At 67.7% G+C, this 20,578-nt stretch carries 22 protein-coding genes; 10 read left to right on the top strand and 12 right to left on the bottom strand.

From position 1 onward, the window contains the following. Positions 1-41: 41 nt before the first annotated feature. From gnd to dnaA, 4 genes are all read right to left on the bottom strand, one after another. A complete protein-coding gene (gene gnd / locus ACIN94_RS00600) occupies positions 42-983 on the bottom strand; it encodes a phosphogluconate dehydrogenase (NAD(+)-dependent, decarboxylating) (protein ID WP_400697621.1) in 942 nt (313 codons plus the stop codon). A 32-nt stretch (positions 984-1,015) separates the two neighbouring features. After that, a complete protein-coding gene (locus ACIN94_RS00595; RefSeq protein ID WP_400697620.1) occupies positions 1,016-1,273 on the bottom strand; it encodes a hypothetical protein in 258 nt (85 codons plus the stop codon). A gap of 222 nt (positions 1,274-1,495) precedes the next feature. Next, positions 1,496-2,638 (bottom strand): DNA polymerase III subunit beta, encoded by a 1,143-nt coding sequence (gene dnaN, locus ACIN94_RS00590; protein WP_400697619.1) that lies wholly within the window; start codon positions 2,636-2,638, stop codon positions 1,496-1,498. Positions 2,639-3,207: 569 nt separating this feature from the next. Continuing rightward, positions 3,208-4,947 carry a chromosomal replication initiator protein DnaA gene (gene dnaA / locus ACIN94_RS00585; RefSeq protein WP_400699915.1) on the bottom strand — a complete coding sequence of 580 codons (1,740 nt, stop codon included), beginning with the start codon at positions 4,945-4,947 and terminating at the stop codon, positions 3,208-3,210. A 533-nt stretch (positions 4,948-5,480) separates the two neighbouring features. On the opposite strand from dnaA, the gene rpmH reads away from it, so the two are divergent. The 8 genes from rpmH to ACIN94_RS00545 all read left to right on the top strand — a co-directional run bounded on the left by rpmH (position 5,481) and on the right by ACIN94_RS00545 (position 10,866). Then, complete coding sequence (rpmH, locus tag ACIN94_RS00580; RefSeq protein ID WP_010849920.1) at positions 5,481-5,618, top strand: 50S ribosomal protein L34; 138 nt, start codon at positions 5,481-5,483, stop codon at positions 5,616-5,618. Between the two features lie 130 nt (positions 5,619-5,748). Beyond that, positions 5,749-6,102, top strand: a complete 354-nt coding sequence (gene rnpA, locus ACIN94_RS00575) for a ribonuclease P protein component (RefSeq protein WP_400699913.1) — start codon at positions 5,749-5,751, stop codon at positions 6,100-6,102. After that, on the top strand, positions 6,102-6,380 hold the full coding sequence (yidD, locus tag ACIN94_RS00570; protein ID WP_400699911.1) for a membrane protein insertion efficiency factor YidD: 279 nt from the start codon (positions 6,102-6,104) through the stop codon (positions 6,378-6,380). The genes rnpA and yidD overlap by 1 nt, the downstream gene beginning before the upstream one ends. Before the next feature lie 4 nt (positions 6,381-6,384). Next, positions 6,385-7,308 carry a membrane protein insertase YidC gene (gene yidC, locus ACIN94_RS00565; protein ID WP_400697615.1) on the top strand — a complete coding sequence of 308 codons (924 nt, stop codon included), beginning with the start codon at positions 6,385-6,387 and terminating at the stop codon, positions 7,306-7,308. Positions 7,309-7,342: 34 nt separating this feature from the next. Next, on the top strand, positions 7,343-7,846 hold the full coding sequence (locus tag ACIN94_RS00560; RefSeq protein ID WP_400697613.1) for a protein jag: 504 nt from the start codon (positions 7,343-7,345) through the stop codon (positions 7,844-7,846). A gap of 148 nt (positions 7,847-7,994) precedes the next feature. Then, complete coding sequence (gene rsmG, locus ACIN94_RS00555) at positions 7,995-8,705, top strand: 16S rRNA (guanine(527)-N(7))-methyltransferase RsmG (RefSeq protein ID WP_400697610.1); 711 nt, start codon at positions 7,995-7,997, stop codon at positions 8,703-8,705. Positions 8,706-8,997: 292 nt separating this feature from the next. Next, the gene (locus ACIN94_RS00550; protein WP_400699909.1) at positions 8,998-9,813 is read left to right on the top strand and encodes a ParA family protein; all 816 of its coding nucleotides are present in this window, start codon (positions 8,998-9,000) and stop codon (positions 9,811-9,813) included. Between the two features lie 72 nt (positions 9,814-9,885). Beyond that, positions 9,886-10,866: a ParB/RepB/Spo0J family partition protein gene (locus tag ACIN94_RS00545; protein ID WP_400697608.1), complete on the top strand. Its 981-nt coding sequence runs from the start codon at positions 9,886-9,888 to the stop codon at positions 10,864-10,866. A 220-nt stretch (positions 10,867-11,086) separates the two neighbouring features. On the opposite strand, the gene ACIN94_RS00540 is transcribed toward ACIN94_RS00545, so the two are convergent. Then, on the bottom strand, positions 11,087-12,322 hold the full coding sequence (locus tag ACIN94_RS00540) for an IS701 family transposase (protein ID WP_400699907.1): 1,236 nt from the start codon (positions 12,320-12,322) through the stop codon (positions 11,087-11,089). Positions 12,323-12,488: 166 nt separating this feature from the next. Between ACIN94_RS00540 and ACIN94_RS00535 the strand changes: the two genes are divergently transcribed. After that, positions 12,489-12,821: a type II toxin-antitoxin system PemK/MazF family toxin gene (locus tag ACIN94_RS00535; protein WP_400697606.1), complete on the top strand. Its 333-nt coding sequence runs from the start codon at positions 12,489-12,491 to the stop codon at positions 12,819-12,821. A 116-nt stretch (positions 12,822-12,937) separates the two neighbouring features. On the opposite strand, the gene ACIN94_RS00530 is transcribed toward ACIN94_RS00535, so the two are convergent. The 3 genes from ACIN94_RS00530 to ACIN94_RS00520 all read right to left on the bottom strand — a co-directional run bounded on the left by ACIN94_RS00530 (position 12,938) and on the right by ACIN94_RS00520 (position 16,459). Next, positions 12,938-13,996: a threonine aldolase family protein gene (locus tag ACIN94_RS00530; protein ID WP_400697603.1), complete on the bottom strand. Its 1,059-nt coding sequence runs from the start codon at positions 13,994-13,996 to the stop codon at positions 12,938-12,940. A gap of 72 nt (positions 13,997-14,068) precedes the next feature. After that, positions 14,069-15,025: a D-alanine--D-alanine ligase gene (locus tag ACIN94_RS00525; RefSeq protein ID WP_400697600.1), complete on the bottom strand. Its 957-nt coding sequence runs from the start codon at positions 15,023-15,025 to the stop codon at positions 14,069-14,071. A gap of 201 nt (positions 15,026-15,226) precedes the next feature. After that, positions 15,227-16,459 carry a PLP-dependent aminotransferase family protein gene (locus ACIN94_RS00520; protein ID WP_400699905.1) on the bottom strand — a complete coding sequence of 411 codons (1,233 nt, stop codon included), beginning with the start codon at positions 16,457-16,459 and terminating at the stop codon, positions 15,227-15,229. 294 nt (positions 16,460-16,753) lie between these two features. Here ACIN94_RS00520 and ACIN94_RS00515 point away from each other — a divergent pair, with 294 nt between their 5' ends. Beyond that, entirely contained in the window at positions 16,754-17,374 is a 621-nt protein-coding gene (locus ACIN94_RS00515; RefSeq protein WP_400697597.1) for a GNAT family N-acetyltransferase, read from the top strand. A 242-nt stretch (positions 17,375-17,616) separates the two neighbouring features. Here the strand turns inward: ACIN94_RS00515 and trxA are convergent, their stop codons facing one another. The 4 genes from trxA to sigM form a co-directional block, all read right to left on the bottom strand. Next, positions 17,617-17,940 carry a thioredoxin gene (gene trxA / locus ACIN94_RS00510; RefSeq protein WP_306861578.1) on the bottom strand — a complete coding sequence of 108 codons (324 nt, stop codon included), beginning with the start codon at positions 17,938-17,940 and terminating at the stop codon, positions 17,617-17,619. A gap of 36 nt (positions 17,941-17,976) precedes the next feature. Continuing rightward, a complete protein-coding gene (gene trxB, locus ACIN94_RS00505; RefSeq protein ID WP_400697594.1) occupies positions 17,977-18,912 on the bottom strand; it encodes a thioredoxin-disulfide reductase in 936 nt (311 codons plus the stop codon). A gap of 134 nt (positions 18,913-19,046) precedes the next feature. Continuing rightward, positions 19,047-19,913: an anti-sigma factor family protein gene (locus ACIN94_RS00500; RefSeq protein WP_400697591.1), complete on the bottom strand. Its 867-nt coding sequence runs from the start codon at positions 19,911-19,913 to the stop codon at positions 19,047-19,049. Further along, positions 19,903-20,508: an RNA polymerase sigma factor SigM gene (gene sigM, locus ACIN94_RS00495; RefSeq protein ID WP_400697589.1), complete on the bottom strand. Its 606-nt coding sequence runs from the start codon at positions 20,506-20,508 to the stop codon at positions 19,903-19,905. Before sigM ends, ACIN94_RS00500 begins: the two co-directional genes overlap by 11 nt. Positions 20,509-20,578 lie beyond the last annotated feature (70 nt).

The raw sequence follows: 20,578 nt of genomic DNA, 5'->3' as shown, positions 1-20,578 counted from the left end.
CCCGTGTGGAGAACGCGGACGCGGGCCGTACGGGCTCCGGTCTATCTGTCGGCCTCCCTCGGCGGGACGACGTCGGCGCCGGGGGCGTCGGCGCCCTTGGCGACCTGGCCCTCCTTCGCGGTGATGGCGTGCCCGCCGAACTGGTTGCGCAGGGCCGCGACGACCTTCATGGCCGGCGAGTCGTCCTGCCGGGAGGCGAACCTGGCGTACAGCGCGGCGGTGATGACCGGCAGCGGCACCGCGTGGTCCACGGCCGCCTGCACCGTCCAGCGGCCCTCCCCGGAGTCCTGCGCGTAGCCCCTCAGCTCCTCCAGCGCCGGGTCCTCGTCGAGCGCGCGGACCAGCAGGTCCAGCAGCCACGAGCGGATGACCGTGCCGTGCCGCCAGCTCTTGAAGGCTCCGGCCACGTCGGTCACGACGTCGGAGGCCTCCAGCAGCTCCCAGCCCTCGGCAAAGGCCTGCATCATGCCGTACTCGATGCCGTTGTGCACCATCTTGGCGAAGTGGCCGGCGCCGACCTCACCCGCGTGGACGAAACCGCCCTCCTCGGGCTTGAGCGTTTCGAAGATCGGCATCAACCGCTCGATGCCGGCCTTGGAACCACCGACCATCAGCGCGTAGCCGTTCTGCAGACCCCAGACTCCGCCGCTGACGCCGCAGTCGACGAAGCCGATCCCGCCTGCTTCGAGCTCGGTGGCGTGTCTCTGGTCGTCGAGATAGTGGGAGTTCCCACCGTCGATCACGATGTCCCCGGCCGACAGCAGGCCGCCGAGCTCCTCGATCGTCGCCTGCGTCGGCGCTCCGGCGGGCACCATGACCCACACGGTGCGCGGGGCCTGGAGCCGGTCCACCAGGTCCTTCAGGCTGGAGACATCGCTGACCGCGGGATCGCGGTCGTAACCAACGACGTCGTGGCCGCCGCGGCGCAGCCGCTCGGCCATGTTGCCGCCCATCTTGCCCAACCCGATCATGCCGATCTGCATACGAGCACCCCCTTCAGGGTTTCATCATCCATCTACACCCGGCGCGCCAGCGCAAGCCGTACCAGATCGGCGTTTCCGTCAACGGGATCGCCTGCGGGGCTGTGCAGGACGTCCTCCAGGCCGGTGCGCGTGGCCAGGCCCAACCGCCCCGCCTCGTCCACAAGTATCCAGGCCGGTCCTTCCTCCCCGTGGAGGAGCCGCGGGCCGGGGACGGCGGCGCCTATGTGAGCGGCGCTGAGAGACTCGCTGCCCGCCTCGTCACGCGGATGCACATGAACTTGCCGCCGCACCGGCCCCACGGGCCTCACCGGCCGCCTCAGCGAGCTCCAGAGGCGTCAGGGGAAGGACCGGGTGCTCGCCCGGCTTCCTGCTCACGTTGAGACACGCCTTGATCATGGTCATGCCGGTCCATGTCCCTTCTCCGGTCCCGCGTCGCCCGCGGGCCGGAGTCTCCCGGCCCGCTCCGCCTCCCTCTCCGGCCCGGATTGTCCCCGGCCGCCCGGGGACAGCCGTCAGCTGGACAGGCGGATAGGCATGATCAGGTAGCGGTAGTCGGGGACCCCCCCGTCGTCCACAGGCTTGCCGCCGGTGAGGATGGCGGGCTTGGTGGAGGTGGTCATCTGCAGCCGGGCCACGTCGGAGTCGATCGCACCGAGCCCCTCCAGCAGGAACTGGTGGTTGAAGGCGATGTTGATGTCGTCGCCGTCGAAGTCCACGGGGAGCACCTCGACCGCCTGGGCCTCGTCACCACTGCCCGCCTCCAGCACGACCTCGCCGCCGCGGAACGCCAGCCGGACCGGGGTGTTGCGCTCGGCGACCAGGGCCACGCGCTTGACGGCCTCGACGAACGCGCTTGTGGACAGGTCCGCCCGGGCGGAGAACTCGGTCGGCAGCAGCGAGCGGTACTTGGGGAACTCCGGGTCGAGCAGCCGGGTGGTGGTGCGCCGGCCACCGGAGCTGGAGAAGCCGATCATGCCCTCTCCGGTGCCCCCGGCGGAGCTCATCGCGATCTCGACCTCCGCACCGCTGCTGCCCAGCGCCTTGGCTGCGTCGGCGAGCGTTCTGCCGGGGATCATGGCGATCGCCGAGAAGTCGGGCTGATCCGGCTGCCACTTCAGCTCTCGTACGGCGAGGCGGTAGCGGTCGGTGGCGGCGAGGGTGACCGTGTCGCCCTCGATCTCCATACGCACGCCGGTCAGCATCGGCAGGGTGTCGTCCTTGCCCGCGGCGACGGCGACCTGGCCGACGGCCGAGGCGAACACGTCGCTGCCCACACGTCCGGCGGCCGGGGGCATCGTCGGCAGCGAGGGATAGTCCTCCACAGGCATGGTGAGAAGGGTGAACCGGGCGCTGCCACAGGTGACGACCGCCTTCGCGCCATCCACGACGAAGTCCACAGGCTGTGCGGGAAGCGCCCTGGTGATCTCGGCGAGGAGCCTGCCCGAGACGAGCACCACGCCCGCCTCGCCGCTCTGCGGTTCGAGGGTCACCTCGGCGGAGACCTCGTAGTCGAAGCCGGAGAGCTTGAGCTGCCCCTTGTCGGTGACCTCAAGACGCATGCCGGCCAGCACCGGCACGGAAGGACGCGCCGGAAGGCTGCGTGCCGTCCATGCGACCGCCTCAGCGAGCACGTCTCGCTCGATCCGGAACATCACGTGGATCTGCCTCCTGTGTGTCGAGCGCTCTTCGCTCGGTGCCTGGGGTTCGGGTCTTCACTGTCCCGCACGTGCGCTCCCGGGATCCCTCTTATGGCTCTTGAGTTTCTTAGTTAGAGATACAAGGGGTCATCGTATTAGGGGCTGTGGAAACTGTGGAAGATCGTTGTTTCCGCAGGTCAGCTGTAGTTTTTTCATCCACCGGGGCTGTGGGTGGAGGATGTGGAGAACTCGAGGGACTGTGGAGAACCGAGGTATACCCACAGGCCGTCCCCAGATCATGGACCGTCCGTCCACCGGTTATCCCCAAGGTTTCCCCAGGTTATCCACGGGGTAAGAGGTCGTTTTGTCCCTGTGGAAAACTCTCTTCACAGGGCGTCCCCAGGTTATCCACGAGTTGTCCCCAAGTTCTCCCCAGGTTATCCCCAGAGTTGTCCCCAGGTCGTGACCGTGCCCGTGATCCCTCGGTCCTGCATTGATCATGGTCGGACGCCCTGATCGTCCTCCGCGCGTCCACGCCATTGATCCACAAGGTTTTCCACAGGCTGTGCATCACGCGCCGGCGAGTCTCACCCATTGCGCGACTGCTGCTTGATCCTCGTGGTGAGTTCGTTGACCTGGTTGTAGATCGAACGGCGCTCCGCCATGAGGGAACGGATCTTCCGGTCAGCGTGCATGACGGTGGTGTGGTCCCGGCCGCCGAACTGCTGGCCGATCTTCGGTAGCGACATGTCGGTGAGTTCCCGGCACAGATACATGGCGATCTGCCGGGCGGTGACCAGGACGCGCGAGCGCGAGCCGCCGCACAGGTCGTCGATCGACAGGCCGAAGTAGGCGGCGGTGGACGCCATGATCGTGGCGACCGTTATCTCGGACGCGGCGTCCTCGGTGATCAGGTCCTTGAGCACGACCTCGGTGAGCTGCAGGTCGACCGACTGCCGGTTGAGGCTGGCGAACGCGGTGACCCGTATCAGGGCGCCCTCCAGTTCGCGGATGTTGGTGGAGATGCGGCTGGCGATGTACTCCAGCACCTCGGGCGGCGCGGCCAGGCCCTCCTGTATCGCCTTCTTGCGCAGGATCGCGATGCGGGTCTCCAGCTCGGGTGGCTGGACGTCGGTGATCAGGCCCCACTCGAACCGGTTGCGGAGCCGGTCCTCCAGGGTGACGAGCTGCTTGGGCGCCCGGTCGCTGGAGATGACGATCTGCTTGTTGGCGTTGTGCAGGGTGTTGAAGGTGTGGAAGAACTCTTCCTGCGTCTGCTCCTTGCCCTCCAGGAACTGGATGTCGTCCACGAGCAGGATGTCCACGGCCCGGTAGCGACCCCTGAAGTTGTCGGCCTTGTGGTCGCGGATGGAGTTGATGAAGTCGTTGGTGAACTCCTCGGAGCTCACGTATCTCACCCGCGCGCCGTCGTAGAGGCTCTGGGCGTAGTGGCCGATCGCGTGCAGCAGGTGAGTTTTCCCCAGGCCGGAGTCGCCGTAGATGAACAGCGGGTTGTAGGCCTTGGCCGGAGCCTCGGCCACCGCGACGGCGGCCGCGTGGGCGAACCGGTTGCTGGAGCCGATGACGAAGGTCTCGAAGGTGTACTTCGGATTCAGCCGGGCGGGCTCCCCCTGGGGGCGGCCGCCGCGGCTGTCCCACCTGTTGTGCACCCCACCGGGGGCCGGGCTCTGCGCGGAGCGGTCGAAGGCGTCCTGCTCCGGACCTGAGGGGGGAGAGCCCTGCGGGGTGTATCCGCCACGCCCGTATCCACCGCTCTGCTCGGCCGGCGGCGGAGCAGCGGAGGGCTCCGCCGGGAGGTACGGCTGAGCCGGCTCCTCCATCTGCTGGTAGGGGTAGGGAAACGACTGGCCCGGTGGCTGGTGCTGTGGATATTCGGTGGACGGAGGAGCGGGCGGTCCGGGAGCCGGGTAGGGCTGTTGAGGGCCGGAAACGCCGCTGTGCTGGGAATTTCCCAGCTGTGTATAACCCTGTTGCGGGCCGACACCCTGGGGATAACCCTGCGGGGGTGCCTGGGGATAACTCTCCGGACGGGAGGCGACACCGGGTTCGGAACCCACGGCGCTGGGGTCCACCATCACCGCGACCCGCATCGGGCGGCCGAACTCCTGGGAGAGCGCGTGGCTGATCAGGGGACGGAGCTTGTTCTCCAGGACATCCCTGGCGAAATCAGTGGGGGCTGCGAGCACCACGGTGTCGTTCATGAGGCCGAAGGGCCGGGTCATGCTGAGCCAGACACGCTGCTGGGAGGGGACGCTCTCGTTGAGGGAGTTCTCCAGTGCCCGCGCCCATACCGCGCCCAGGTCCATTTCATCCACTGCCCGGCCCACCTCCTCCGACGCGGCCCCCGTCTGAGCTCACCGCGATCCGTTCATCCATACCGATGGCCGCCGGGCACACCGGATTCCCACGTTTCTCATATGCCGGCCTGCCCCTGGACCCGTAGGGTCGCTGTCTGGAATCCACATCGAATCCACACGGTGTCCACAGGGCCGCATCTGCCGCCGGGCCGCATCCTGGCAGCGGAGAGAGGGTCTGAAAGGGCCGACAGTAGCCCTGTCCACAGGCGTGTTCAAGACGTTGTCCACAGCCTAGTGGCAGCGCGGGGGAGGCTGAGTGCACATCCTGTGGACGGCGGGGCGGCGGTGGATAACGGGGCTGTGGATCCGTGGATAACCTATATCCGCGTGCTCTCTGGTTTGACCTGGGACACGTGTTACCCGTAACGTACGACGGTCGGCTTTCCACGGGACGGCTATTTCGCATGCCCCGCTTCCGGTAAGCCAGCCACTGTCAAGTGTCCCCATGTGCTGGGGATGCGATTCAAGCCTGGAGCCCACTCGTGAGCAAGCGTACTTTCCAGCCGAACAACCGTCGCCGCGCGAAGACCCACGGCTTCCGGCTGCGCATGCGCACCCGCGCCGGCCGCGCCATCCTGGCAGCCCGTCGCCGCAAGGGCCGCGCCGAGCTCTCCGCCTGACGCATCCGCTGTGCCCGGTCGCCGGGCACAAGGCAGCGTTACGTCGCCCGCCGGCCGTGATGTCGGCGGGCGATAGCCGTACCTGCCCAGGGTCAATCAAGGTCCTCTCGTGTTGCCGTCCGTGTCCCGCATGCGCCGGGGCGAGGAGTTCGCCGACGCGGTCAGAAAGGGAAGCCGTGCAGGCCGCCCCACCCTGGTCGCGCACTTGAGCGTGCGCGCGGAGACCGATGCTCTGCCCCTGGTGGGTTTCGTGGTGAGCCGCGCCGTAGGCGGTGCGGTTGTCCGAAACCGAGTCAAACGTCAGTTGAGACACCTCATCCGGGACCGTCTGCATCGCCTCCCGAGAGGTAGCCTGCTTGTTGTACGCGCCAACCCACCGGCCGCGTCCGCGCGAAGCGAGCGCCTTGCCGCCGAACTCGACGTCGCGCTGGATCGTTTACTCAGGCGGCGAGAGCCTTCCACGGCTCACATGGATGGGCGATGATGACGGCGCAGCAGATCGCCGGAGTTTCTCCGGCTGCCAGGGTCCTGATGGCTCCTATCCGGTTCTACCGGACCTTTGTGAGCCCTCTGCTGGGTCCTCGTTGCCGTTTCCATCCTTCGTGCAGTGCCTACGGCCTTGAGGCGATGACCGTCCACGGTGCGCTGCGCGGCACGTGGCTGACGATCCGGAGAATCGGGCGTTGCCACCCATTCCATCCCGGAGGTTTTGACCCGGTGCCCCCACGCCCGGGCCGGTCCGACGAAACGCAAGGGAGCTAGCTCGGTGGAGCTGTCCTGGCTGAATTGGCTCTATACAGCCGTCGCCCAAGTCATCACCTGGATTCACCAGGCTTATAGCAGCTTCCTCGACCCCAACAGCGGGCTCACCTGGGCGCTGACCATCATCACCCTGACCGTGCTGATGCGACTGCTCATCTTCCCTCTCTTCCTCAAGCAGATGCGCTCGTCGAAGAAGATGCAGGAGCTGGCACCCAAGGTCCAGGAACTGCGGAAGCGTTACAAGAACGACAAGCAGCGCATGAACCAGGAGGTCATGGCGCTGTACCAGGGGCAGGGGGCCAACCCGCTCGGCGGCTGCCTGCCGGTCGTGGCCCAGTTCCCGATCTTCATCTCGATGTTCACCGTGCTGAACGCGATGGCCCACGGTCAGCTCAAGTTCGGCATGTCGCAGCACCTCGTCGACAGCGCCCGGGCCGCGCACATTCTCGGTGCCCCTCTTCCGGCGACGTTCTGGGGCGCCGACGAGATCCAGACCAAGGTCGTCCTTGCGGTCTTCGTGGCGATCAGCTCGCTGACCACGTTCCTCACCGTCCGGCAGAGCGTGGGCCGTTCCATGGCTCAGATGCCGGACAACCCGATGGCGCAGCAGCAGAAGATCCTGATGTACGTCTCGCCGCTGTTTGCGATCTTCTCGCTGAACTTCCCCCTCGGTCTGATCCTCTACTGGGTCACCACCAACCTGTGGACCCTGAGCCAGCAGCACTGGTTCTACAGCCGTAACCCCTCCCCGGTGGCCGACGCCAAGGGCAACATGGTGACCCCCGAGCCCAAGCCGAGCCTGCTGAGCAAGGTGAGGAAATCCGCTGCCGAGCCCGAGGCGCCCCCCGCGGCGCCGGAGCCCAAGCCGGTCCGCCAGCAGCCGACCCGTCAGCCCCGCAGCAAGCGGACGGGTAGCAAGAAGTCCTGACGACATCCCCGACAGCACGAAGGAGTGGCTGGACGTGACCGAGGCCGAGGCCGAAAAGGAGACCGTGAAAGCGGCTCCGGATCTCGCTGCGCTGGAGCAGGAAGGCGAGATCGCGGCGGACTACGTTGAGGGTCTGCTCGACATCGCCGACATCGACGGTGACATCGACATGGACGTCGAGGGTGATCGTGCCGTGGTGTCGGTTGTGGACATCAAGGGCGGTGACCTCGTCGGCCCCAACGGTGAGGTGCTGGAGGCGATCCAGGAACTGACCCGGCTCGCGGTCCACCGTCAGACGGGGGAGCGTTCGCGGCTCATGCTCGACATCGGCGGATACCGTGAGCGTCGCCGGGCGGAGCTGCGTGAGCTCGGCACCAAGATCGCTGCGGACGTCAAGCGCAACGGCGAGCCCACGTCGTTGCAGCCGATGACCCCGTTCGAGCGCAAGATCGTGCACGATGCGGTCGCGGCTGCGGGTCTGCGGAGCGAGTCCGAGGGCGAGGAGCCCCGGCGTTTCGTGGTGGTCCTGCCCGCATAACGGCATGACGGACGGACAACGGCCGTCGTCTCCGGTCTTCCGGGGACGGCGGCTTTTTTAACGGCCTGCCCTTGTGCGCCGTACGGAAGCGGGCCGTTAGCCTTAGAAAACCCTGATACAGACAGTTCCGAGGAAGAGTGAGCGTCGAGTGAGCGAGCAGATTCCCGAGCCGCCCGAGGTTGCGCGCGAGGTGTTCACCGGCGAGGCCTGGTTCAGAGCGGAGGCGTTCGCAGAGCTGCTGGCCGGCCCGGGGGTGGTACGCGGGCTGCTCGGACCCCGGGAGGTGCCCCGTATCTGGGACCGCCACCTGCTCAACTGTGCCGTGGTGGCCGAGGCCGTTCCCGCCGATGTGCGGCTGGTGGACATCGGCTCGGGAGCCGGTCTTCCGGGTCTGGTCCTGGCGATCGTACGGCCGGACATCAAGGTCACGCTCCTGGAGCCGCTCCTCCGCCGGACAGTGTTCCTTCAGGAGTGCGTGGAGGCGTTGAAACTCGACAACGTCGAGGTGCTGCGTGGCCGGGCCGAGGAGTTCGTGGGAAAGCGTGAGTTCGACGTGGCCTCCGCACGCGCGGTGGCGCCGCTCGACCGGTTGCTGAAGTGGTCGCTGCCGCTGCTGCGCGAAGGGGGCGAACTTCTCGCGATGAAGGGTGAGCGGGCAGCGGAGGAGCTGGCGGAGGCCGAGGAGCAGTTGCGCTCCAGCGGGGTGCAGACCGCCGAGCTTGTATCGGTCGGGCACGGTAAGGTCGAGCCGCCTGCAACTCTCATCCGAGTGGTCGTCGGCCGGGCTCCCGAAGGAGTACGGCAGGTCTCTCGCCGGAGGGATCGTGAACCGCGTTCGAAGCGGCCACGACGCCAATGACAGACCGAGTAAAGCGAGTACGAGGCCAGTGAATGACCGTGAAGGTGCGATCGTCAGAGCAGCGGACGGTCTCGGCTGGCCAGAGAATCCTGTCGCCATATCCCACGGACGTTCCTCCGGCCTGGGTTGGCCGGCATCGGCTCCCGCTCCCGTAGCCCGGCCGGTTGAAAGGACGACGATCGTGACCCAGACCCCCCTTAATCCCGGCGACTCGCCGCTGGTACGAGAGGCACTCAGTTCAGTGGTTTCACGTGAAACACCGGCCCAGACGACTACAGCCGCTCCCGGAGGTATCGGGGGGACCCGGGAAGGGGGTTGGCCTCGCCCTCCGAAGACCCGCATCTTCACGGTCGCCAACCAGAAGGGGGGCGTGGGCAAGACCACGACCTCCGTGAACCTGGCGGCCGCGCTCTCCATGCATGGCCAGCGGGTGCTCGTGGTCGACCTCGACCCGCAGGGCAATGCCTCGACGGCGCTGTCCATCGAGCACCGTGGCGACGTGCCGGACATGTACAAGGTCCTGGTGGAGGACCTGCCTCTTGAGGAGGTCGTGAAGGAAGTTCCGGAGATGCCCGGACTCTACTGTGCCCCCGCCACGATCGACCTTGCCGGCGCCGAGATCGAACTGGTCTCCATGGTCGCGCGCGAGGCTCGGTTGCAGCGCGCGCTGACCGCGTACAAGGCGATCGATCTTGACTACGTTTTCATCGACTGCCCCCCGTCGCTCGGCCTGCTGACCGTCAACGCGCTGATGGCCGCGAACGAGCTGCTGGTCCCCATCCAGTGCGAGTACTACGCGCTGGAAGGTCTCGGCCAGTTGCTCCGGAACGTGGACCTCGTCCGTGCCCATCTGAATCCGGCGCTTGATATGTCCACGATCCTGCTGACGATGTACGACGGGCGGACCCGGCTGGCCTCCCAGGTCGCCGAGGAGGTCCGGTCCCACTTCGGTGACACGGTGCTGACCACCCTGATCCCCCGTAGCGTGCGCGTCTCCGAGGCCCCGAGTTACGGTCAGTCGGTGATGACCTACGACCCGGGCTCCAGCGGTGCGATGGCCTACATGGACGCCGCTCGTGAGATGGCTTATCGTGGCGCGGCCGTGTGAACGCCGAAAGATCCGTGGCCGTCATCGTCGCGGGAACCGCCGAGGGTGGAAACTTGAGCCGCAGGAGGGGCAGTGAGTAAGCAGCCGAGAGGGATGGGCGGCAGGGGACTGGCGGCGCTCATCCCAACGGGTCCGCCCGTGGCGCAGAGTCCCGCACCGGCGGCAACCGCGACCCTGGTCGCGCCGGAGTCCGTGGTGGAGCAGCGCCAGCCGGCTCTGAAGCCGGTGGCGGGTGCGTATTTCCTTGAGATCCCGATCGAGAAGATCGAGCCCAATCCGCGTCAGCCCAGAGACATCTTCGACGATGAGACCCTGCAGGAACTCGCCACCTCGATCACTGAGGTCGGCCTGCTCCAACCCATCGTCGTCCGTGCTGTGGGCAAGGACGGCTATGAGCTCATCATGGGAGAGCGCCGCTGGCGCGCCTCCAAGCTCGCGGGACTCTCGGAGATTCCCGCGATCGTACGGAGCACCCAGGAGGACAAGCTCCTCCTGGACGCTCTCATCGAGAACCTCCAGCGCGAACAGCTCAACGCCCTGGAGGAGGCCGCGGCCTACCGGCAGCTGCTCGACGACTTCGGTGCGACCCACGAGCAGCTCGCCGCCCGCGTCGGCCGTTCCCGCTCCCATGTGACGAACACCCTGCGTCTCCTCAATCTGCCGCCCAAGGTCCAGCGTCGCGTCTCGGCGGGATTGATCAGTGCCGGACACGCCCGGGCCCTGCTGACGCTGGACGACCCCGGCGCGCAGGAGCGCCTCGCCGACCGGATCGTGGCCGAGTTGCTGTCGGTCCGCGCGGTCGAGGAGATCGTGGCAGCGGGAGACGTCAAAGCCGCCCCTGCACCCACCTCGAAGGCACCGAAGGCGAAGGCTGCCGAGGAGCCCGTCCTGCGTCAGCTGGCCGACCGTCTCTCCGACCACTTCGAGACCCGGGTGAAGGTGGACTTCGGCCGCCGTAAGGGCCGCATCGTGGTGGAGTTCGCGACCATTGACGATCTGGAGCGCATCATCGGAACGATGGCTCCGGGGTCCATGCAGATAGCGGAGGAGTAGCCTCCGCGCCCGCGGGCCGACTTCGCGACGGTCCCCCTGTTTCACGTGAAACAGGGGGACCGTCGCCGTCTGTGCCCGGTGTGTTCCGCCCGGCCGGGGGTGACGGGCCTACGCCTCGGGAGAGGGCGGGTGGCGGGGGAGCGGCGACTGTTTCACGTGAAACGCGCCATGCCGGGCTCTCCCGTGGAGGAGCTAGTACTCCAGCCGTAGTTCGTGATCTTCATGCCTGAGTGGCTTGTCGTCGGTAGTGGCTGGTCTGGGATCGGGCCTGGTGGCGGCGTCGCCAGTCGGACCAGCCGAGCCGGTGGATGGCGTCGTGGACGGGTTGGACGACGAGCGTGATGAACAGTCGTTGGATCTCGTTGCAGGTGAGCGGTATGAGGGCGTCGGGTGCGGGGTGGCGGGCGTGTTCGTCGGCTCGGACGACGGCGAGGAAGGCGTGGGCGAGCATGGCGAGGGTGACCCAGCGGGACCAGGACGGGTAGCGGCGGACCTGGTGTTCGTCCAGGGCGGCCAGGCCCTTGCCGGATTGAAAGAACTCCTCAACCCGCCACCTTGATCCAGCAATTCGCACCAGGGTGGTCAGCGGCACCGGTGCGGGCGAGTAGCAGCGGTAGTAGGCGAGTTCGCCGGTGCTGTGGTTGTGGCGGATGAGCAACTGGCGACTCCCGGGCCGGGGATCAACGAGGTCGATGGCGGCCCAGTCGTAGAAGCGGTGGCCCTTGGCTCCATCCCCTGCGGACAGCTTCTGCCATGCCCGCTTGGGCACCTTCTTGGCCAAGGCATCCGCGCGGAACCGCCCAGCGCCGGTGGTGACTTCGTGTGAGCAGGCCACCGCGAGGACGTAGCCGGTGCCGCGTTCCTCCAGCGCGGTTCGCAGCGTCGGGTTGCCTCCGTAGACCTCGTCACCCGCAACCCATGCCGCCCGGTGGCCGGCGTCCAGGAACCGGGCGACCATGCGAGCGGCCAACTCCGGCTTGGTCGCGAACCCTGTCTCCTCGCCGAGCCCGGCGGCCCGGCAGCGGTCGGAGTCGGAAGTCCAGGAGCGCGGAACGTACAGTTCCCGGTCCACTGCAGCGTGCCCGCGCCGCCCCGCGTAGACCAGGTAGACGGCAACCTGGGCGTTCTCGATCCTGCCCGCGGTGCCGGTGTACTGGCGCTGCACGCCGACTGTGCCGGTGCCCTTCTTCACGTCGCCGGTCTCGTCGACTACCAGAACCGCCTGGTCGTCGTGCAGGTGCTCCACCACGTAGCCACGCACGTCGTCGCGGACCTGGCCGGCGTCCCACTTGGCCCGCCCGAGCAGGTGCTGCATGCCGTCTGGGGTTCTCTCTCCGGCCCACTCGGCGATGGTCCAGCAGTTCTTGCGCGGCAGGTCCGACAGCAGGCCGAGTACCAACTGCCGGACCCGACGCCGGGGTTCGACCCGCGCGAACCGGCCTGCGATCCGGCCCATCAGGCCCTCGAACGCCTCCTGCCAGCGGGCAGGGTCTACGCTGTGACCTGCGGCCACCGCGTGATCGTTTGTCTTCACACACCGATGATCAACGGTGGCCGCACCCGTCTCCACAGCGTGTCAGGGTCGCGCAGCGTTCGCCTGCCGTCCTGTGTCAGGAGGACATGTGCAACGCGGCGAAGTCTGGTGGGTCGAGTTCGACGAGCGGCGTCTGGTCGTACTGCTGTCGATAGACGACGCGTCCGGGATCCGAGCGATGCAGGTCGTCGCTCCGGCGGGCGTCGACATCAGCGGTCTGGGTGTCGAAGTGCGAGTTGGCGCCATGGAAGGACTGCCCTTTGAAGGCGTGCTGCGGTTCGCGTTTCCGCGTCCAGGCTTTACCCCTTGCACGTGGCTGACCACCGTGTCCCGGGACGACCTGATTGAGCGGGCGGGCGTCCTGTCCTCCGCGAAGCTCAGCGAGATTGAGGATGCCCTCCGTCTCGGCGGCCTCGGGTAGGCGGAGAAGGAACCGACGCCCCCGATGGCGTGGCCGATCTCGTCCAGACGATCGACGCTGGCCACCTGTCTCCTCGGCACCCCTCACCATCGAGATCACGAACTACGGCTGGAGTACTAGGCGTCGATCGCTCCGCAGACGGCGAGACGGATGTCGGAGACGAATGTGTCGACGTGCTCGACGGTGGTGTCGAACGATGTCACCCACCGGGCCACGTTCTCGTCCGCGTCCCAGATGTGGAAAAGGTAGCGCTGCTGGAGCTCCGCGATCACCTTCTCGGGGAGGACCGGGAAGACGGCGTTGGACTGGACGGGATAGCGGAGCGAGACGCCTGGAAGGCCGGCGACACCGTCGGCCAGCCGGTGGGCCATCGCGTTGGCGTGAGCGGCGTTCTCGCGCCAGAGGCCACCGGTGAGGAGCGCCGTCAACTGGGCGGAGACGTAGCGCATCTTGGAGGCGAGTTGCATGCCCTGCTTGCGTAGGAACAGCGCCGGAGCGTCCAGCTCGGGATTGAGGATGACGAGTGCCTCCGCACCCATGGCGCCGTTCTTGGTGCCGCCGAAGCTGAACAGGTCCACCCCGGCGTCCGTGGTGAGGGCGCGCATCGAGCAGCCGAGTTCGGCTGCCGCGTTGGCCAGACGGGCGCCGTCCATGTGGAGGAAGAGGCCGCGGGCGTGAGCGAACTCCGCGAGCTCGGAGATCTCGTCGGCGGTGTAGCAGGTGCCGCACTCGGTCACTTGGGAGATGGAGATGACACGGGGCTGGGAGTGCTGCACGTTGCCGAGCGCGGAGAGCTGACCCTGGATCTCGCCCACCGTGAGTTTGCCGTCGTCCGTGGGGAGAGGGATCAGCTTGGTGCCGAGCACGCGTTCCGCGGCGCCGCATTCGCTGCCGTTGATGTGGGCGGTGGCCGGGCAGAGTACGGCGTCGTAGGCCCGCAGCGCGAGGCCCAGCCCCACGACGTTGGCGCCGGTCCCGTTGAACATGGGGTAGACGGTCGCCTGGGCGCCGAACTCGGCGCGGAAGGCGTTCTCCATCGTGTGGGTCCAGGCGTCTCCGCCGTAGGCGGGGGCGTCTCCGGTGTTGGCCTCGACGATGGCGGCCAGCACCGCGGGGTGGACGCCCGCGTGGTTGTCGCTGGCGAAGCTCTTGGGGAAGGGAGGTGGAGTCAGCACACGGCCAAGCCTAGGCGAGCGGCTCCGGGAGCCGGGCGAGTCCGACCTGGGTGCCGTGGAGCGGCCTGAAAGTCAGGGGGTGCCACGGATGACGGCTTGCTCCAGGAGGACCTGGCAGAGGGTGCCGAGGTCGTCGCCGGCCGCTTCGACGGCCATGGGGAAGAGTGAGGTCTCGGTCATGCCGGGGGCGACGTTGACTTCGAGGAAGTAAGGGAGGCCGTCGGTGTCGACGATGAGGTCGGTGCGGGAGATGTCACGGAGGCCGAGAGCGGTGTGGGCGGTCACGGCCATCTCGGCGCAGGCCGCGGCGGTCTCCGGGGACAGGCGAGCCGGAGCGAAGAACTCGGTGTGGCCGGCGGTGTAACGGGCTGCGTAGTCGTAGACGCCATTGTCGGGAACGATCTCCACGGCGGGCAGGGCCACCGGTCCCTCGCCGAGATCGACCACGGAGACGGCGATCTCGACGCCCTCGATGCAGCGCTCGATCAGTGCGGTGTCGCCGTAGGCGAAGCAGCCGACCATGGCGGCAGGGAGGTCCTCGGCGGTACGGACGATCGACGCACCGAGCGCGGAGCCCCCACGAGAGGGCTTGACGAACAGGGGGAGACCAAGCCGTTCCACGATGCGGCTCAGCACCGTCGCGGCACCGAGATCGTGGAAGGTCTCCTTGGGAAGCGTCACCGATTCGGGGGTGCGCAGGCCGACGGAGCGGATGACGGTCTTGGCGGTGGGCTTGTCGAAGGCCACCCGGCAGGCGTCGGGGCCGGCACCGACATAGGGGACCGAGAGAAGCTCAAGGACCGAGCGGATGGCGCCGTCCTCACCGGCCCCGCCGTGGAGGGTGACGAAGACCGCGTCCGGTGGATCGGCGAGGATGGAGGGCACCAGCGAGGCGTCGGTGTCACGGGTCTCCACCGAGATTCCGGCCGCGCGCAGCACCTCGCTCACCCGGCGCCCCGAGCGGAGGGACACCTCCCGCTCGTAGGACAGGCCTCCTGCCAGGACGAGCACGTAGCCCAGATCACTCACCCGAAATACCTCTCTTCGCGGCCCGCGCAGAGCCAGTGGGGCGGTTCTCACCATGACCGGGGTGATCACCGCACGGCGGCGCCGGGAAACACCGTGGCGCCGGAAATCACCGTACGGCAACTCGCCGCGTCGGCGTGCACCCGAGAGGCCCCATGTCGGCGGGCGCCTGCCGGAAGGCCGGGAGGCGCCCGCCGACGGAGATCAGGCGAGATCGGGTCCCGGGGTGTCCACTCCGATGTGGTCGGGAGACGCGCCGGTGCCGAACGTGTCGCGCAGCCGGAGCTCCTGCTCGATCACCCCGGCCAGGCGGCGGACGCCCTCGCGGATGCGGTCGGGCTCCGGATAGCAGTAGGACAGCCGCATGTGCCGGGCGCCGCCGCCGTCGGCGTAGAAGCCCGTGCCGGGGACGAAGGCCACCCGATCGGAGACCGCCCGTGGCAGGAGTGCCTTGGAGTCGAGCCCTTCGGGGAGGGTGGCCCAGACGAAGAAGCCGCCACTGGGGCGGGTCCAGGTCATGCCGGCGGGCATCAGGGCCTCAAGCGAGCTGAGCATGGTGTCCCGGCGCTCGCGGTAGAGCTCCCGGAAGGTCTTGATCTGCTCACGCCACGGCTGGGTGGCGAGATACTGCCCGACGGCGAGCTGGGTGAAGGAGGAGTGGGACAGGACCGCGGACTCCATCGCCAGCACCAGCTTGTCGCGGATGGCGTGCGGGGCGAGGGCCCAGCCGACCCGGAAGCCGGGGGCCAGGGTCTTGGAGAACGAGCCGAGATAGACGACGCCGTCGGCGTTGTCGGCGCGCAGCGCCCGCATGGGCTCGCCGTCGAAGCCGAGCAGGCCGTACGGGTTGTCCTCGACGATCAGCACGTCCGCCCGCTGGCAGATGTCCAGCACCTGTTGTCTGCGCGCCGCGTTGAGCGTCACCCCGGCGGGGTTCTGGAAGGTGGGGATCGTGTACAGGAACTTGATCGGGCTGCCCGCGGTCTTCAGCGCGTAGATGGTCTGGGCGAGCGACTCGGGGATGATCCCCTCGTCGTCCATGGCGATGTGGATCACCTTGGCCTGGTAGGCGGAGAAGGTGCCCAGCGCGCCCACGTAGGAGGGGCCCTCGGCGAGGATGACGTCGCCGGGATCGATGAAGATGCGGGTGATCAGGTCGAGGGCCTGCTGTGAGCCGACGGTCACGACGACGTCGTTGGAGTTGGCCTCGATCCCCTCCAGGCGCATGACGTCGCAGATCTGCTCGCGCAGGTGCGGGTCCCCCTGGCCGGAGCCGTACTGGAGCGCGACCGGGCCGCGGCGGGCCACCAGGTCGGCGACGAGCTCTCCCACGATGTCGAGGGGGAGCGCGGTGACATACGGCATGCCGCCGGCCAGCGAGACCACTTCGGGCCGCGACGCGACGGCGAAAAGGGCGCGAACCTCGGAGGCGACCATCCCGGTAGCTCGTGCGGCGTACCGATCGATGTAGGCGTCGATCCGCGAGCCCTGGGCCGCGACGGTCTGACCGTGATCTGACTCTTGGGGCACGGTCCACCTCCTCGATTATGCGGAGCACGTGTGCTCATGCTAGAGAAACCAGGGTACGTCAGTGGTGGTTGTCGTCTGCGTGGGGGGACGGGACACCCTGAAACCAGAGCCCTCACTGAGCTACGATGCCAGCTGGAGACGCCGTTTTCGCGCGTTTTTCGCCATGGCTTGCACTCGTCTCGCCAGGATTGGGGCCAACAGGTGTCGCGTCGGCTGGCAAACGTCACACTCGACAATCTCGACGACCTGCCGCGCCGTTGCCGCCGGTGCGTCTTCTGGGAGCTCGATCCCGTGAGCGGGAACCGGGCGGTCGAGGTGGGTGACCCGGGGCTGGAGAAGGAGGCCTGGATCTCCTCCACCCTGCTGGAGTGGGGGAGCTGCGGCAAGATCGCCTACGTGGACGGTGTGGCGGCCGGCTTCGTGCTCTACGCGCCGCCGCACTACGTGCCCCGTTCGGTGGCCTTCCCGACCTCACCGGTCAGCGCCGACGCGGTGCTGCTGATGACCGCGCACATCATTCCCGAGTTCTCCGGTGGCGGCCTGGGCCGGATGCTGGTCCAGGGCGTCGCCAAGGACCTGACCCGGCGCGGGGTGCGGGCGATCGAGGCGTTCGGCGATCTGAAGTGGGAGCAGCCGGGGGCGTGCCTGATGCCCGCCGACTACCTGCTCTCGGTGGGATTCAAGACGGTCCGGCCGCATCTGCGCTTCCCCCGGCTCCGCCTTGAGCTCAAGACCGCCGTGTCGTGGCGTGAGGACGTCGAGGTGGCGTTGGAGAGGCTGCTGGGCTCCATGAGCCCTGAGCGGGCGCTACGGCCCGTCTGAGGGCCTTGCCCGACCCGTGGGTGCCCTTCCGGCGCCACGGATGCTTCTGACGGTCCTCACGCACCCGGGAGGGGCCGGACCGTTCCCCGGCGTGTGAAAGGCACCCCGCCTGGCAGGCGGGGTGCCTTTCACCGGGTGGGCCGCTCGGAAGCGGGTGGTACGGCATGCGCTGTGGGGTGCGACCAGCCGCAGGGGGCACCAGGGCCGGCCCCGCGGATCCTACCTAAGCCGCGGGACAGGGCCTAGATGATGCCCTCGAGCTCGCGGAGCAGCATGGCCTTCGGCTTGGCGCCGATGATCTGCTTCACGACCTCTCCGTTCTTGTAGACGTTCAGGGTCGGAATCTGGAGTACGCCGTAGTTGCCGGCGGTCGACGGGTTCTCGTCGACGTTCAGCTTGACGATGGTCAGCTTCTCGGCCTGCTCGTTCGCGATCTCTTCCAGGATCGGCGCGACCTGGCGGCAGGGGCCGCACCACTCCGCCCAGAAGTCGACGATGACGGGCTTGTCACTCTTGAGGACGTCCGCGTCGAAGCTGGCGTCGGTCACGTTCTTGATGGCGCCCAAGGTTCCTGCTCTCCCTATCCGATGTGCCGGTTGGTATCAGTTCTCGTCGTGGTCGCTCAGCCAGCGCTCGGCGTCCAGCGAGGCCGCAGTGCCGGTGCCGGCGGCGGTGATCGCCTGGCGGTAGGTGTGGTCGACGACGTCGCCGGCGGCGAAGACACCGTCCAGGTTGGTCCGGGTGGAGGGGGAGGCGACCTTGATGTAGCCCTCGTCGTCGAGCTCCACCTGGCCCTTGACGAGTTCGGTGCGGGGGTCGTGGCCGATCGCGACGAACAGGCCGGTGGCCGGGAGCTCGCTCTCCTCACCGGTCTTGAGGTTGCGCAGACGCACCCCGCTGACCTTGGGCTCACCGAGGACGTCGACGACCTCGCTGTCCCACACGAAACGGATCTTCTCGTTCGCGAACGCGCGGTCCTGCATGATCTTGCTGGCGCGCAGCTCGTCGCGGCGGTGCACCACGGTTACCGAGCTGGCGAACCGGGTGAGGAAGGTGGCCTCCTCCATGGCCGTGTCGCCGCCGCCGACGACCACGATGTCCTGCCCGCGGAAGAAGAAGCCGTCACACGTGGCGCACCAGGAGACTCCGTGCCCGGACAGGCGCTTCTCGTTGGGCACACCCAGCTCGCGGTAGCCGGAGCCCATGGCCAGGATGACGGCCTTGGCGTAGTAGGTGTCGGTGGCGGTCTTGACGACCTTGGGGCTGGAGGTGAGGTCGACCTCGACCACGTCGTCGGTGACCAGCTCGGCGCCGAACCGCTCGGCCTGCTTGCGCAGGTTGTCCATGAGGTCGGGGCCCATGATGCCGTCGGGGAAGCCGGGGAAGTTCTCCACCTCGGTGGTGTTCATCAGCGCGCCGCCGGCGGTGACCGAGCCCTCGAAGACCAGTGGCTTGAGGTCGGCACGTGCGGAGTACACAGCCGAGGTGTAACCGGCGGGACCCGATCCGATGATGATCACATTCCGGACGTCCATCACTGCTGCGCCTCTCCTTTGTCATTGCCAGTGGCGTCAACAGATCCTAGGCGTCGCTGATTCCCCGTTGAGACGAGAAGGCCCGGCATGGACGAAACCATGCCGGGCCTCTTCTTGGATGGGGTAATACCAGCGGGCTAATTCCAGCTCGCGAGAGCCGGCTTGCGCAGGTCCTCGCACTGCAGGCCCACGACGTGGACGCGCACCGAGTTCTTGGCCTGGTTCTGCCAGAAGACCATGATGTTGGCCTCCTGACCGTTGTAGAAGCCCTGGTCCACGGCGAACGGAGACTTCCCGACCTTGCCGGAGACCTGCTGGACGCACTGCCGGAGCCTGGAGCCCCCGCTCATGTCCTGGGCGTCCACGATCTGCGCCGGGCCGATGTAGGCCAGCAGCGAGCCCTTGAGCTCCTGCTCGCTGTAGTTCCAGTTGCTGTCGGTCAGCTGGTAACCCCTTCCTGCGGAAGGCGCAGGAAGGGCGATCGGAGAACTCTGGCTCGGGCCGGGTGCGGAGAGCACGTCGCTCGTCACCACGGCCCCGCCGATCACCGCCGCGACCACTCCCGCCGCCGCGACGGGCATGGCCCATCGGCGTGGCCGGGTGGCCCTGCGCCGCCTGACCGGAGTGATGGTGCCGTCGTCGCCGACGACCCCGAGCCGTGTCACCGGCTCCGGCTCCGGCTCGGGGAGAGGCGTCGTCTCCCATGGCGCGTCGCGCATTATGTCGTCCCAGGCCGGTGCTTCCACCAGGCCCACTCCACCTCCACGGAAGCTTTCGGCCTCAGCAGCCAGCGCGCGGTCGATCCTGAGCGCGACTCCCATCGGCATCGCCGGGGTGGGCGTCGCCGAAAGCACCTCACGGACCGCTGCCAGGTCGGCAAGGTTCTCGCCACAGGGATCGCAGACCGCGAGATGTTCGCGTACCTGCAGGGCCGTGGCGGCGTCGAGAAGACCTTCGGCCAGTTCGGCCAAGATCTCCAGGTCGTAGTGCGTATCACCCGTCACGAAGTTCTGCTCCCTTCGCGGATGAGACGCGAGACAGATCGGATCGGTTCCGTAGATGGGAAAGAATCGGGGCCAGTTTCGCGCGTCCACGCGCGCACCTGCTCTTGACGGTGCCGCTCGGCACCTCCAGGACCTGGGCGGCGTCTTCGACGGAGTAACCCATCATGTCCACAAGGACCAGCGCGGCACGCTGGTCTGCGGGCAGCAGCTTGAGCGCGGCCGAGACCTCCATGGAGACCTCGCGCTCGGCCGTCTGGTCGAGCACGGGGGCGTCGCGTTCGGCGGCCTCGACGAGCTCGTCGTCGGCGACCGGGCGGATGGCCTTCCTGCGCATGCGGTCCAGGCAGGCGTTGACCACGATGCGGTGCAGCCACGTGGTGACGGCTGCCTCGCCACGGAAGCTGTCGGCCTTGCGATAGGCGGACACAAAGGCGTCCTGTACGGCGTCGGCCGCCTCGTCGGGATCGCCCAGCGTGCGCAGGGCGACCGCCCACATGCGGTCTCGATGTCGCTTGACTATTTCACTGAAGGCGTGCGGATCCCCGGCGATGTGCCGGGTCAGCAGATCGGCGTCGGACACTGCGGCCCGCGCCATCTGCTGTTCCGCCGCTGGCGGGGTCTCGGGTGGGGAATTCACAAGGAGAGTCCTGCTGCCGGTCCGGGGA

The organism is Streptosporangium sp. NPDC087985, from assembly GCF_044741965.1.
Classification (GTDB): domain Bacteria; phylum Actinomycetota; class Actinomycetes; order Streptosporangiales; family Streptosporangiaceae; genus Streptosporangium.
Note: the sequence above shows the minus strand (reverse complement) of the source record. Positions and strands in the feature narration are given on the sequence as shown.

What these genes read in the sequence shown, in the direction of transcription:
- gnd (WP_400697621.1), bottom strand. Translation starts at nt 983, where the DNA reads ATGCAGATCGGCATGATCGGGTTGGGCAAGATGGGCGGCAACATGGCC.
- ACIN94_RS00540 (WP_400699907.1), bottom strand. Translation starts at nt 12,322, where the DNA reads ATGGGCCGGATCGCAGGCCGGTTCGCGCGGGTCGAACCCCGGCGTCGG.
- ACIN94_RS00520 (WP_400699905.1), bottom strand. Translation starts at nt 16,459, where the DNA reads ATGGTCGCCTCCGAGGTTCGCGCCCTTTTCGCCGTCGCGTCGCGGCCC.
- sigM (WP_400697589.1), bottom strand. Translation starts at nt 20,508, where the DNA reads ATGGCGCGGGCCGCAGTGTCCGACGCCGATCTGCTGACCCGGCACATC.
- yidD (WP_400699911.1), top strand. Translation starts at nt 6,102, where the DNA reads ATGACGGCGCAGCAGATCGCCGGAGTTTCTCCGGCTGCCAGGGTCCTG.
- rnpA (WP_400699913.1), top strand. Translation starts at nt 5,749, where the DNA reads ATGCGCCGGGGCGAGGAGTTCGCCGACGCGGTCAGAAAGGGAAGCCGT.
- dnaA (WP_400699915.1), bottom strand. Translation starts at nt 4,947, where the DNA reads ATGGACCTGGGCGCGGTATGGGCGCGGGCACTGGAGAACTCCCTCAAC.